The organism is Clostridium saccharoperbutylacetonicum N1-4(HMT) (genome assembly GCF_000340885.1).
GTDB lineage: Bacteria > Bacillota > Clostridia > Clostridiales > Clostridiaceae > Clostridium > Clostridium saccharoperbutylacetonicum.
On record NC_020291.1, the window covers coordinates 5,799,618 to 5,813,480 of the forward strand.

Annotated in this window: 11 protein-coding genes; 1 reads left to right on the top strand and 10 read right to left on the bottom strand. The window is 29.5% G+C overall.

Going from position 1 to position 13,863, the window contains the following annotated elements; all coding sequences use genetic code 11:
• Positions 1-88: 88 nt before the first annotated feature.
• The 9 genes from CSPA_RS25450 to CSPA_RS25490 form a co-directional block, all read right to left on the bottom strand.
• Positions 89-3,049, bottom strand: coding sequence for a penicillin-binding transpeptidase domain-containing protein (locus tag CSPA_RS25450; RefSeq protein WP_015395288.1), 2,961 nt, complete (start codon positions 3,047-3,049; stop codon positions 89-91).
• Positions 3,046-3,537 carry a rod shape-determining protein MreD gene (mreD, locus tag CSPA_RS25455; protein WP_015395289.1) on the bottom strand — a complete coding sequence of 164 codons (492 nt, stop codon included), beginning with the start codon at positions 3,535-3,537 and terminating at the stop codon, positions 3,046-3,048. Before mreD ends, CSPA_RS25450 begins: the two co-directional genes overlap by 4 nt.
• 10 nt (positions 3,538-3,547) lie before the next feature.
• On the bottom strand, positions 3,548-4,396 hold the full coding sequence (gene mreC / locus CSPA_RS25460; protein WP_015395290.1) for a rod shape-determining protein MreC: 849 nt from the start codon (positions 4,394-4,396) through the stop codon (positions 3,548-3,550).
• A 3-nt stretch (positions 4,397-4,399) separates the two neighbouring features.
• Positions 4,400-5,416, bottom strand: coding sequence for a rod shape-determining protein (locus CSPA_RS25465; protein ID WP_015395291.1), 1,017 nt, complete (start codon positions 5,414-5,416; stop codon positions 4,400-4,402).
• Positions 5,417-5,435: 19 nt separating this feature from the next.
• Positions 5,436-6,125 carry a RadC family protein gene (radC, locus tag CSPA_RS25470; protein ID WP_015395292.1) on the bottom strand — a complete coding sequence of 230 codons (690 nt, stop codon included), beginning with the start codon at positions 6,123-6,125 and terminating at the stop codon, positions 5,436-5,438.
• A gap of 46 nt (positions 6,126-6,171) precedes the next feature.
• Complete coding sequence (locus CSPA_RS25475) at positions 6,172-6,738, bottom strand: Maf-like protein (protein WP_015395293.1); 567 nt, start codon at positions 6,736-6,738, stop codon at positions 6,172-6,174.
• Between the two features lie 326 nt (positions 6,739-7,064).
• On the bottom strand, positions 7,065-7,739 hold the full coding sequence (locus tag CSPA_RS25480; RefSeq protein ID WP_015395294.1) for an SPOR domain-containing protein: 675 nt from the start codon (positions 7,737-7,739) through the stop codon (positions 7,065-7,067).
• Positions 7,740-8,354: 615 nt separating this feature from the next.
• A complete protein-coding gene (locus tag CSPA_RS25485) occupies positions 8,355-8,948 on the bottom strand; it encodes a C40 family peptidase (RefSeq protein WP_015395295.1) in 594 nt (197 codons plus the stop codon).
• Between the two features lie 290 nt (positions 8,949-9,238).
• The gene (locus tag CSPA_RS25490) at positions 9,239-10,693 is read right to left on the bottom strand and encodes an aminoacyl-histidine dipeptidase (RefSeq protein WP_015395296.1); all 1,455 of its coding nucleotides are present in this window, start codon (positions 10,691-10,693) and stop codon (positions 9,239-9,241) included.
• 324 nt (positions 10,694-11,017) lie between these two features.
• Here CSPA_RS25490 and pyk point away from each other — a divergent pair, with 324 nt between their 5' ends.
• Positions 11,018-12,436: a pyruvate kinase gene (gene pyk / locus CSPA_RS25495; protein WP_015395297.1), complete on the top strand. Its 1,419-nt coding sequence runs from the start codon at positions 11,018-11,020 to the stop codon at positions 12,434-12,436.
• 61 nt (positions 12,437-12,497) lie between these two features.
• Here pyk and rpsA read toward each other — a convergent pair whose 3' ends face one another.
• Entirely contained in the window at positions 12,498-13,655 is a 1,158-nt protein-coding gene (gene rpsA, locus CSPA_RS25500; protein ID WP_015395298.1) for a 30S ribosomal protein S1, read from the bottom strand.
• Positions 13,656-13,863: the final 208 nt, after the last annotated feature.

Below are 13,863 nucleotides of genomic sequence, written 5' to 3' on the forward strand. Positions count from 1 at the left end.
AAAATATCTCTATTAGGATCAAACAAACAATTTTCAATCATTCTTATTCCTAATAGAGATATTTTTATTTTTAATAATTAGATTACTTTTAATTTGTCTTGGTGTTTGCTGATGCACTTCCTGTACTAGCATTACTTTGTTGCGATGTAGCAGCCGTTTTATTATATGGATTATCAACAACATACTTCTTAAACGACTCTGATTTGGAAGCATAGTTAGGATCTTTTTGTAGTAATCTATCCTTAAAATAAGCTTCATAAACTGCTTTAACTGCTGAAGCAATATTACTTCCATGTCCACCATCAAACACAACTGCAACTACTGCTATTTCAGGTTCACTGTTTCCATCTGCTGGAGCATAACTTACATAAGTTGCATAAGGATCTCTTCCAAAGTCCCTTTGATCTGTTGAAACATCGGCTGTACCAGTTTTACCTGCAGTCTTTATTGGGAATGTTCCAAAAACAGTACTTGCTGTACCACCTTCTTCACTATTAACAGCTGTCATTCCTTCCTCTACTGCTTTCCTTGTACTTGGTGACATTTGAACTTTATTTAATACTTCTGGTTTAAAATCCTGCACTACATTTCCATTAGTATCAGTAATCTTATCAACTAAATGAAGTTTATATCTTGTTCCTCCATTCGCAAATGTTGATATGTATGATACCAATTGTAATGGAGTAAAGTTATTCATCCCTTGGCCTATAGATGCATAAACAATCTGCGCCGGTGATTTTATTGCACCAACTTCATCATTAATTGTAAATTGTGCTATTACTTCTGTAATAGTAGAAGCCTGTGATTCTAAGTTTACCTTTTTTCCTGTTCTTGCTTCATAATCAGCAACATTTTGTTTATACTTATCAGAATTATTCATTATATTTAAAACATCACCTTTGATGCTTTTTATGAATTCCTCATGAGTTTGTATAGAATTATCATCTGTACCAACTTTGCTTAAATTCTCCGCAATCTTATCTTTTATAGCTTTTTTGGATTTTTCAACTTCCTTATTATCACTATCTGATATTCTTATATCAAATGGCACAAATGTATTTCCATAATACTCACAATCTTTCTCTAAAATTTGTACTAAATTGAGTTTAGAATAAGATATCTGAAGTTCTTTCCATGATTTAAAGTTATATGTTTGCCCAAAACTTTCTCCTATTTCTATACCTGTTGAGCCCTTTTGATTGGTGTTTGGATCATACCCCAATCCAAATTTCCAAGCATATTTTGCAAGAGAATCTAATGCTGTAGTATAATTACTTTTCCCTCCTGCATTTGTAAACATTCTTGTGGCAGTTTCATAAAAATAAAAGTTTATAGATTGAGCAATAGCTCTTGTTAATGTTGTTGGTCCAGTTGGACCTTCTAATCCCTTTGGACCAAATGCTGTACCGAATATTTCTGGATGTATTTTAAATTCACCAACATCATTTATAACTGAATCTGGAGTAATTGCCCCTGATTCAAGTCCCGCAATAGCCGTTAAAGGCTTAAAAGTAGATCCTGGTGGAATCTGTGACATAGTTGCATAATTATAAGTAGGCTTTGGATACAAATCGTGTATGTCACTCCAATTTCCATTTGAATCCTTGAATAATTCATCAACACTTTTACTTAATCCCATTCTTTTTACATATTCTTTTCCAAAAGCTTCATAGTCTGGCTTAAAAAATTGATTTCTCTGCTCAGATGTCATCTGTCCAGGAACTGCAAACAAATTAGGATCAAAGTTAGGGTAACTTACTAAAGCTACTATTCTTCCAGTTTTAACTTCAACTGCAACTAAAGCTCCTCTAGTTGCATTTAAAAAGCTATGATTATCTAAATCACTTCTAGTATTATTTCTTATATTTTGAATTCCATCAGCTAAAGCTTGTTCTGCTGCATATTGGACATCTCTATCTATAGTAAGATGAACATCATTCCCTGGTGAAGGCTCCAATTCAAATAAAGTTTGTGTTTTACGTCCTTGTGAATTAACCTTAATTGTTGATCCACCTTTAACTCCCTTTAATTGTTCTTCAAACGCTGATTCTATACCTGACTGTCCAATTAAATCTGATGAAACATCATATCCTTTAAGTTCATACTTTTCTTTTTGAGTATCACTAATTGAAGATACATAGCCTAAAACTGCTGAAGCCAAATTCTTATATGGATAATCTCTTATTGGTGATAAACTCACATTTATTCCAGATAAATCAAATTGTTTTTGCATAACAATTAACGAAGTATCCTTCTTAATATTCCCTGCTATAGTTACTGATCGATATCCTTTAACACTTTGAATTTTTATAGCATCCTTCACGACCATATATCTTCTAATATCATTCAAGGAATATCCTTGCTTAATAATTTCTTCTGTTAATTCCTTGTCAGACATATTAGCATATATCTTAACCTTATTTTTATCATTATAATTTGGATCCACAAGTTGAATCATATTATATGCTCTTACTAAAAAATAAAATGAATCTTCTGGCGTGATTTTCATTAATTCCTGATCTAACTGAGCATTTTGAGCATCTGATAATTCTTCAACATTTTTAAAAAGCTTGTTTTTTAAGGAATCATTTAATCCTCTATCTTTTTTGAATCTTAATTCCTCAGCATTTTGAGACTCCTTACTATTGCTTGAATATTCAAAATATATATTATTATTACTATCTATTTTTAATGGCAATGTATCTTGAACTGTTTCATTATTTTCATCCAATATTTTAAATAGTTCTTTCATAGTTTCATAAAAATGTTTATCTGCATCTTCTGTCTTTGTATAGGTAATAGTATATGTCTGTCTACTAGTTGCTAAAATATTTCCCTTATCGTCATATATTTTCCCTCTTGGAGCTTTATCTGCAATAAATCTTGTTGATGTTACATCAGCTCTTTCCTTATATTCCTGATAATTATATACTTGAAGATATACTAATTTTAATATTATGGCTGTAAATATAACCCCCATAATAATACACAAAACAGTATATCGCGAAGTTTTCTTTTTCTTTTTCTTTATTGGTTTACTTACTATCATTTAAACCTCCACCTTTGTTTTGTATATTCATCATCATATATCTTAATAACAAGCCTATATACAAAAAACATCACTACTGCATTGTAAATTCCCATAATAATACTTTTAGACAAATCAACTTCCATATTTAGCAAGTGAAATATTGCAAAAATAGCTGTGTATTTTATTATTGTAATGAAAAAGGTCAAAATGACAGGTATTAACCTTTTGTTTTTTATTATTCCAGCTCCAATTATACTAGCTAAAAGACATAATAATAAATTTACTAATGAATTTACTCCAAATCCATTGAAAAAGAAAATGTCCTGCAACACTCCACTAACAACACCAATAAAAACTGCTTTCTCTTTTTTATTAATCAGCGAAAATGCTATAGCAAAGGTAAATAATAAACTAGGGTAAGCACCTTTTATTGAAAAAAACGGAACTAATGAATTATCTAATATAACTAATCCTATAGAAACTAAAATAATAATTAATTTTTCCATTTAAAAACCTCTAATTATATTTAATTTCTCTCGTATCTTTTGGAGAGACAATAAATAATTCTTGTAATTTATTAAAATCTACATATGGCTTCACAATTGCATTTTTCATAACTCTAACTTTATCTTCTTCTACAGAAATCACTTCTCCAATTCTAATTTTCTTTGGATAAAGCATTCCTACACCAGAAGTAAGTATCACGTCACCTTCCTTTACATCAGAATCCATTGGAAGATCATATACTTTTGCTAAGTTTTTATTTTGTCCATCATTAAAGCCTTTAATATAACCTGTAGCCTCACTAGTTCTTTCAACCATAACACTTACAGCTAAATTTTCATTAATCAATGGTTGTATTATACTCCAGTTACTATCTACACTTGTCACTTGTCCAACTAATCCTTGTGCAGCTATAACAACCATACCTTTTTGGATATTATCATTTTTTCCTTTATTAATTATATAACCATCCAAAAAGCTACCACCACTATGACCTATAATATTACACGCAATATAGTTATAGTTTTTGTTATCTTCTTCAAAATTAAGTACTTGTCTTAACCTCTCATTTTCATCTTTTAAGTCTGAATAAGTGGCTAATTTATCTTCAAGTTCTTGATTCTTATTAATCAATTCTTTATTTTGTGCTTTAACCTCAGAAAAATTCAAAAAGAAATCTAATGTTTCTTTAATTCTATTAGTTCCTTGATATAAAAGACTTTGTACAGGGTTTAAAGTACTACCGGCACCACTTTCAATAATACTTCGATTATCTCGCTTAACAGTATACACTATTAATCCTAAAAAGCTAACTGACAGTACCACAATAGTTACTGCCAGTTTATTTCTAAGAAGCCTCATAAATTAACCTCTTTGATCCCTACTAATTTTATCAAAATCTTCTAGTGCCTTCCCTGCTCCAAGTACTACGCAATCAAGAGGTGCCTCTGCAATATGTACAGGCATATTTGTTTCTCTATTAATTAATACATCTAAGCCTCTTAGGTAAGCACCGCCACCAGCAAGCATTATTCCTTTTTCCATAATATCTGCTGCTAGTTCAGGTGGTGTCTTTTCTAATGTAGTTTTAATCGATTCTATAATAGCATATACCGGTTCTTTTAATGCCTCTCTAACTTGAGTTTCAGAAATTTCAACAATCTTTGGAAGTCCTGTAATCATATCTCTTCCTTTGATTTCCATAACCATTTCTTCATCAGAAGTTTTGTAAGCTGATCCAATTTCCATCTTAACTTGTTCAGCTGTTCTTTCTCCCACCATTAAGTTAAATTCTTTTTTAACATATGATATTATTGATTGATCCAATTCATCTCCTGCTACTCTAAGAGATTTACTAGTTACAATTCCTCCTAAAGAAATAACAGCTACTTCTGTAGTTCCTCCACCAATATCAACTATCATACTTCCTGTTGGTTCACTTACTGGAAGCCCTGCCCCAATTGCTGCTGCCATTGGCTCTTCCATTAATATTACATCTCTAGCTCCAGAAAGCTTTGTTGCTTCTTCAATTGCTCTCTTTTCTACTTCAGTAACTCCTGATGGATAGCAAACTATTATTCTTGGGTTCTTAAATGCATTTTTAGTTGACACCTTATCTATTAAGCTCTTCATCATTGTTTGAGCTACATCAAAATCTGCTATTACTCCATCTTTTAATGGTCTTATAGCTACAATATTTCCTGGGGTTCTACCAATCATAAGTTTTGCTTCTGATCCAACTGCTAATGTTTTTTTAGTCATGTTGTTCATTGCAACAACAGATGGTTCTCTTAAAACTATACCTTTACCTTTTACAAATACTAAGGTATTAGCAGTACCTAAATCTATCCCCATATCTTTTCCTGATCCAAAAAATCCCATTTGTTTTTCCCCTTCCGATTTATATTAGTCCTCTTTCTTTAAGACTAACAAATTTATTATTTCCTATTATAATATGGTCTATTAATTTTATTCCTATGATATTTCCACATTCTCTAATTCTTAATGTAATATCTATATCTTCCTTACTAGGCGTTGGATCGCCTGATGGATGGTTATGACATATTATTAAAGAAGCACTATTTCTATTTATTGCTTCCTTAAAAATTTCCCTTGGATGAATTATAGAAGTATTTAAACTTCCCTTGAATACATCCTTTACTCTAATAATCGTGTTTTTTGTACTTAATAATACAACTTTTAAAACTTCTTGATTAAGCGAGTTCATTTCTCCCATAAGAAGACTTGCTAAATCCTTTGGTGAAGTTATCTTTATATCTCTTTTTGCTGCTTTTAATGTTTTAAATCTTTTAAAGAGCTCAGATAATGCTAAAATCTGTGACGCTTTTCCATCTTTAATCCCTTTAATAGATATTATATCTTTTAGGTTTGCACTTAAAATCCCATCAAGTCCTTCTAATTCTGATAAAAGTCTATTGCTAAGTTCTAGTACATTCTCTCCTTGAGTTCCAGTTCTAAGTATAAGTGCCAATAACTCCGAATTAGTTAAGCTATCTGCCCCATAGGTTAATAACTTTTCTTTAGGTCTCTCATTTTGTGGTATATCCTTAATCTTAAGGCTATTATCCATATAATATAATCCCTCCACATATATGATATCCCTACTCCCTCAAATATCAATATACCTCTTTAAGCATACATTTTAATTTACTTAGTGGAAGACCAACAACATTATAATAACATCCTTTTATTTCTTCAACAAATATTCCGCCTACACCCTGAATTCCATAAGCCCCTGCTTTATCTAGTGGCTCTCCTGTTTTTATGTATTCAAGTATTTCATCATCATTTATTGTTGAAAAAGTCACTTCTGTAGACAAACTCTCTTGTTTAATTTTATTAGTGGTTGTATTAATTACAACAATTCCAGAATAGACCAGATGTTTCCTGCCTTGGAGCGCCTTTATCATATAAAATGCATCTTCCTCGTCTTTAGGTTTTCCAAGTATCCTATTGTCTAAAGTAACTATAGTATCTGCTGATATTATTATTGCATTGTCACCTATTTTTTTCTTTACATCAAGTGCTTTTCCCAATGCTATCTCTTTAACATATCTATCTATAGACCCCTCAAAAGGAACTTGGCTTTCATCAAACTCACTAACAATTATATCAAAATTCTTAACTAATCTTCCTAAAAGTTCTTGTCTTCTTTCTGAAGCAGAAGCTAATACTATTTTCATATGCTCACATCCTAAAATAAAGAATCTATATGTTGTAACAATGAATTTTAAATTATAAACCTAAAATCAAAACTCAATTTTATTACTTATGTAAAAAAGAAATCACAACATATTATAATATATATAATTGACAAATTATATATATTATAGACATGTTAATTATTTAACCAAAAACATTTAATCAACAAAAGTATAGAAATGAATATATTCATCATTTCTATACCATATAGTTTATCATCTAAGATGTTCTTAAACAAGTCTGTAATAACAAGTTCTGTTTTTTTTTATATAAATGTAATTTTGTCGTAATAATTTAATACTTTTTCTTAGTTTTTTATTAATTTATATAACCCTTGCATATTTGAACTATTATTTGTTCTATCTATTTCATCAGGCAGATTATTTATATATTTATCTAAATCATCAAGTTTTTTAGTTTTAGTTGCACTATCATCATTTATAATTTTATCGGACCAAGTTTTAAATTCTTTTGTTTTTATGCTCTTAACTTCATTATCTTGGAATTTATTTATAATTTCTAAGAAACCATCTACGATTTCAATTATCTTTTTGTTTTCTATATTATCATTTGAAATATTCAAATCAATTTTTGCCACATCGATTTTCTTTTGTTTAAATTCATCGATTTTCTTTATTCCATCTTCTTCTGTATATAATCCTGCCATTACTCTATATTTACCATCATCCTCTACAATAAATGGCTGACAATACTTAGTTAATGAATTTATTAACTCTTTAGCATTTTCTTCCTTAGTATAATAACCACATTGTAACGCTATAACGTTTTGAATTTTACCATCATTATCTGATACACTTGTTTGCATCAAGTTGTTCCCATTAATACTTTGTAATTCTTTTCCAGCAAAAATTAGATTACTTACATATACCCCGCCCCCTAAAGACATTACTACAATAACAACAACGCTACATATAAATTTTAACCTGCCTGATTTTTTGTACTCATATCTTGTGTATCTCATAATATTCCCCTTTCCTATTTTTTTAAACTTTCACATTAATTTATTGAATGTGATTTTAAGTTCCATTTTATCCTTATAGATATCCAATTTAATAATCAAACTTACAAATGGAATATACATGAGTCATTGAGAAATTATAGCCGTAACACTACACTAGAAATCATATACATTTTTCTGGAAGCAGGCATGTGAAATTGAGCTATTGAAGGTTGTTAGTGGAAGGTTGTTCCATTTTCGGCTTGTCATAAATTTACTTTAGGAACATGCAGAAATGGGTGCAACCTTCCACTTAGAACCTTCCAGCGAAAATTTCACTAGTCCTGTGGAAGATAAATGTATCTGATTTCGGTAATTCTTGCATAAGTCTAATTCTCGCTTTGGATATCTATATCTAATAAATATTAAGTTATCTACAAATTGCAGATTATAAGTCATTATATGAATTCTAATAAAAATTCATATAATTATATTTATTATGTTAATTGCCAATATATGAGTTATGTTAAATAATTCATAGTATTTATAATAAAGTTTATAGATTTCTCATATTCTTCTTAAAATAAAAAAAGCAAGCCTTAATTAATAAGACTTGCCTATAATAACTTTAAAATATTTCTACTTAACTATCCTTCTTGCCGTTGCATATCTTTGAGAATAATATCCATCACTCAATGAACTTATCATAACTGGTTTTCCAGTTCTTGGTGCATGTATAAACTCCCCATTTCCAATATAGATACCCACATGACTTATTGATCCTTCTGTATTAAAAAATATCAAATCTCCTGCCTTTAAATTATTTCTATCCACTTTTGTACCTTCATTTACTTGAGAGTATGTAGTACGTGATAGACCTATCCCAAATTTATTATATACATATTGAGTCAATCCAGAACAATCAAAGGCATTTGGTCCAGCAGCTCCATAAACATATGGCTTACCTATAAATTTAAATGCGTAATTAACAACTTCATTTCCTTTACTGACTGTTCCTCTTGAAATTTTATCATTATTATTAGTTTCTGCACCACCATCTGAAGGTGCTTGAATCACTTTATTTGTCTTAAGCTCACTTGTCTTAAGTATAATCCCTTTATTTGTTTTTAAAGTAGTATCAGCCTTTGCATTTTGAGTATTAATAAAACAAACTCCTGAAAAAACAATAGTTCCAATTATAAATCTTAGAAATAAATTTTTTTTAAATTCCATTTATATACCTCTCCATGATCTGATTTAATATGCCTAAGAAAACATTTTCATTCCTGATTTCATTACCTTAAATTTCAAAACATGTTTTTAGTATATTCATTAATTGGATTTAGGTCAAACTTTTTACACTTTTATATTTCTATTTACAATAAAATATCTTATTTTTACTTGATAATTCTCTAACAAGCTATCGTTTACATCAACTTAAGATTTCTATAGCCAAAATAGTCTAATTATTATAATTTCCATTTAATAATTAGACTATTTTACAAATAACTTAAAATTATCTGTTACTTTATTTCTTTAAGAACTTCTAAAACATATTCGTAACATCTACGAGCAGAAGATATACTTAAGTGTTCATCTGGAGTGTGAATATCAAAGATATCTGGCCCAAAGCTAATCATATCTAGATCTCCCAATCTCTCTTTTAATAATCCACATTCTAGTCCTGCATGAATAGCAACAACTTCTGCTTCTTTTCCATACATTCTCTTATATATTTCTTTACATACTTCTCTGATTTTTGAATCTGCTTTATATTCCCATTCTGGATATCCTCCATGAGTTGAGAATGTTCCTTCAAAAATTTCTGTCAATGACTTATTTTTTTCAATAAGTTCTTGCTTTAATGATGCCACTGAACTTCTAACAGCGCTATGATATTCTATAGTATCTTCTTTCGTTATTACAACTCCAAGATTTGTTGAACTTTCTACTAACCCCTCTATATCTGCACTCATTGTACTAATTCCATTAGGGTATAAATATGATAAATTGATTATCTTAGCTGTAGTATCATCTGATAATATTTTTTTGTTTTTTTCTTGAAAATCTGATAATTCCACTTTTAATTCCGAATCTCTTTTATGGAACTCTTGTTTTAAAATTCCAGCTATTTTTGAATTTACTTCGTATAATTGTTTTTCTTTTGATTGATCTACTGAAATTATTGCTGTTGCTTCTCTTGGGATTGCATTATCTTTTGCCCCTCCATTTAATGATATCAAATTAAAATCAACTTCTTTTGAAATTTCTTTTAATAATCTTCCCATTAACTTATTAGCGTTTCCTCTTTCAAGATGAATTTCGGCACCTGAATGACCACCCTTTAAGCCTTTAACCTCAATTTTATATTCTTTGGTATTTTCTTTTTTATTGATCCATTTTAGTGGTAATGTAGATTGCGTTCTAATTCCACCTGCACAACTAACCCAGAATTTCCCTTCATCTTCTGAATCAAGATTTAAAACAATTTTTCCATCAAGATGATCTCCTTTTAATGCATTAGCCCCTGTCATTCCAGTTTCTTCATCTGTTGTCACTAATATTTCAAGTGCTGGATGAGCTATTGTGCTATCTTCTAATATAGCCATTGCATAAGCTACAGCAATTCCATCATCTCCACCAAGTGTAGTTTCATCAGCATAAATATAATCATCTTTCACAATTAATTTTATTGGATCTTTCATAAAATCATGAACCTTATGGTTATTTTTTTCACATACCATATCCATATGCCCTTGAATAATTACAGTTGGTGCATTTTCATATCCTTTGGCTGCTGGTTTTTTTATAATTACATTTAATGCCTCATCTTGAAAACATTCTAAACCTAAATCCTTTGCAAAATTAATTAAATAGTCACTTATTTGCTTTTCATTCCCCGATCCTCTTGGTATTTTACTTATTTCATTAAAATGATAAAATATTCTTTCCTTTGTTAATTCCTCTAAAGTTTTCATTTTATACTCTTCCTTTCTACTATTTATGTGATAAAATATTATCATACATATCTTTTTTTAGTTTATCATAAAATACTGCTATATACTGCTATATTATGTATATTTTTATTATTTTATGATTTAAAATTTTTTCACACACTATATTATATAAAAAAAATAACAAGTCACAAATGCGATGTATATTTTTCCCAAACTAGTAATTGTGCTTATATTTAAAGTATACTTACAAAATATTGCGTAAAATAAACTTGTATAGTCTGTTATTATTTTTCTAAAAGTATGAACTAAAAGAATGATTTCTAAAATTTAATGTGAGGTGTTTATATGCAAAAAACTAAAATGATTTTTACAATTGGTCCAGCAAGTGATAATGAAGAAACATTAAGAAAGTTTATTGAAATTGGGATGAGTGCTGCAAGATTAAACTTTTCTCATGGTACACACGAAACACATAAAGAAAAAATCGAATTAATTCAACGTATTCGTAAGGATATGAATTCTGCTACAGCTATTGTCCTGGATATTAAAGGACCAAAGATTAGAACTCATAATTTCATTAATGATGGTGTAACGCTTAATGACGGAGATAATTTTGATTTCATTTGTGGCGAAGAAATACTTGGTGATGAAAAAAGATGTTCTATTTCATATGATATCCTTTATCAAGACATAAAGGTTGGTGGAAAGATTCTTGTCGATGATGGTTTATTAAAATTTAAAGTTACTGGTGTCGATGAAAAAACTATACATACAAAAGTTATTGTTGGTGGAATGATTAAAAATCATAAAGGTGTTAATGTCCCTAATGTTGTTATAAAATTGCCATCAATTACTGAAAAAGATATTGAAGATATTAAATTTGGATGTAAGATGGGTGTTGACTTTATAGCCGCTTCTTTCATAAGAAAAGCTAGCGATATCCTTGATGTAAAAAAAGTGCTTAAAGAAAATAATGGTGGGCATATCAAAGTTATAGCTAAAATAGAAAATCAAGAAGGCGTAGATAACATAGATTCTATAATCGAAGTTACCGATGCTGTAATGGTTGCTAGAGGAGATATGGGAGTTGAAATTCCAATTCAAAGAGTTCCTATAATCCAAAAAATGATCATAAAAAAATGTAATGAAGCTAATAAAGTTGTTATAACCGCAACTCAAATGCTTGATTCAATGATTAGAAATTCACTTCCAACAAGAGCTGAAGCAAGTGATATTTGTAATGCTATTTTTGATGGTACTGATGCAATAATGCTAAGTGGAGAAAGTGCTTCTGGTCTTTTCCCAATAGATGCTGCAAAAACAATGTCAAAAATTGCTCAAGAAGCTGAAGAATATTTAGATTATGACCACTTAACTTCAAGACTTAGAGAGCCATCTCTTAACGATTATGCTTCTGCAATAAGCTACTCAGCTTGTAGAACTGCAAATATGTTACATGCAAAAGCTATTGTTGCTGCAACTAAGAGTGGTGCAACTGCTAAAATTCTTTCAAGATATAGAGTTAAAGCTCCAATTATAGCTATAACACCATACGACCAAGTAAGAAGAAGCTTAAACTTAAGTTTTGGAATATGCCCTATGAAATGTGATATGTTTAATACAACAGATCAAATTTTAGAAGAAGCTAAGAATATATTACACGAATTAGGTATAACTCAACCTGGAGATGACATAATTGTAGCTGCTGGAATGCCAACAACTCATACTGGTGGAACTAATATGCTAAAGATAGAAAAGATCTAATTTATTTCATTAAATTATAATACCCAATGCACAATTGTGCATTGGGTATTCCAATTCTAATTTATTCAAATTTAAATCCTTTAAGCAAATCACCTAATGATGTTCCTGCTTCGTCTTCATCACTATCTATATAGTTCAAATATTCTTTACTACTTTCTATTGCATCTTTTATGCTTAAAGATATTCTCTTATCTTCTTTATTATAATTCAATACCTTTACCTTTACTTTTTGTCCAAGTTCCAATACATCTGAAGCTTTTGCTATATTTTCATTAGTAATTTCAGTAATATGAACTAACCCTTCTATACCATCAAATAATTCAACAAATGCTCCAAAATTAGTAAGGCGTGCAACTTTACCTTCGAATATTTCTCCTTCTTTAATATCGTTGCTATGTATTGTCCAAGGTTCTTTAGTTACGTCTTTTAATATTAAAGATAATTTTTGATTTTTTCTATCAACATTACCTATGAACACTTCGACATTATCACCTTCTTTAACTACATCTTCAGGTTTGTTTACCCTTTCCCATGATAAGTCTGAAATGTGAATTAAGCCTTCAACTCCACCAATATCTACAAAAGCTCCAAATTTAACTAATTTTTTAACAATACCAGTTTTCTTTTCGCCTTCCTTTAAACTTTCCCAAATAATTTTTTTATTTTTATTATATTCTTCTTCCTCGATTACTCTTCTTGACCCTACTATTTTATTGTTTCTAAGATCTAGTTCTGTTATTCTTATTTCTAATTCTTTTCCAACTAAAGTGTTAAGTTCAACTCTCTGTCTACCTGCAAGTGACCCTGGAATAAATATTCTTATATTTCCATAATAAGCAATTACTCCACCTTTAGTTTCTTCTTTAATTTTTACAGTAATATTTTTTTGATTTTTATAAAACTCTTCTATATCTTCTTTTTCTTTAATTTGTAGAGCTCTAACTAAAGAAAGCTCAACATAACCTTCTCCATCATTTGGAGATATTACATATACATCAATTTCATCATCTTTGCTAAGAACTTCCCTTGGATCTTTTCCATCCAATGATATTTCTTCCTTTGATATTAAACCATCAAAAGCATAGTTTATGTTAACAGATGCTTCCTTGTCATTAACATCTATTACTGTACCTTTTAAAATATCACCCATATTTAACTTCTTTACATCATATTCTTTTAAAAGTTCTTTCATGCTGTCTTGTACTTCTTCATTAAGCATTATATAATCACTCCTTAATTATGATTTATCTATTACAATATTAATCCAATAAAAACTTTTATACAATAGTTACTTATTCTTATTTCTATTCCCATTTCAAACTACTAAACTTGCTATTAAAATCAATTTTAATAATAAAAGTTATTAAATACCATTTAAAGCAATAGAAAATACTATTATTAAAGAGATAACTTAACCTATATTGAGC

Excerpts from the sequence above, each read along its gene's own strand:
- CSPA_RS25450 (WP_015395288.1), bottom strand. The coding sequence starts at position 3,049 with ATGATAGTAAGTAAACCAATAAAGAAAAAGAAAAAGAAAACTTCGCGA.
- mreD (WP_015395289.1), bottom strand. The coding sequence starts at position 3,537 with ATGGAAAAATTAATTATTATTTTAGTTTCTATAGGATTAGTTATATTA.
- mreC (WP_015395290.1), bottom strand. The coding sequence starts at position 4,396 with ATGAGGCTTCTTAGAAATAAACTGGCAGTAACTATTGTGGTACTGTCA.
- CSPA_RS25465 (WP_015395291.1), bottom strand. The coding sequence starts at position 5,416 with ATGGGATTTTTTGGATCAGGAAAAGATATGGGGATAGATTTAGGTACT.
- radC (WP_015395292.1), bottom strand. The coding sequence starts at position 6,125 with ATGGATAATAGCCTTAAGATTAAGGATATACCACAAAATGAGAGACCT.
- CSPA_RS25475 (WP_015395293.1), bottom strand. The coding sequence starts at position 6,738 with ATGAAAATAGTATTAGCTTCTGCTTCAGAAAGAAGACAAGAACTTTTA.
- CSPA_RS25480 (WP_015395294.1), bottom strand. The coding sequence starts at position 7,739 with ATGAGATACACAAGATATGAGTACAAAAAATCAGGCAGGTTAAAATTT.
- CSPA_RS25485 (WP_015395295.1), bottom strand. The coding sequence starts at position 8,948 with ATGGAATTTAAAAAAAATTTATTTCTAAGATTTATAATTGGAACTATT.
- CSPA_RS25490 (WP_015395296.1), bottom strand. The coding sequence starts at position 10,693 with ATGAAAACTTTAGAGGAATTAACAAAGGAAAGAATATTTTATCATTTT.
- pyk (WP_015395297.1), top strand. The coding sequence starts at position 11,018 with ATGCAAAAAACTAAAATGATTTTTACAATTGGTCCAGCAAGTGATAAT.
- rpsA (WP_015395298.1), bottom strand. The coding sequence starts at position 13,655 with ATGCTTAATGAAGAAGTACAAGACAGCATGAAAGAACTTTTAAAAGAA.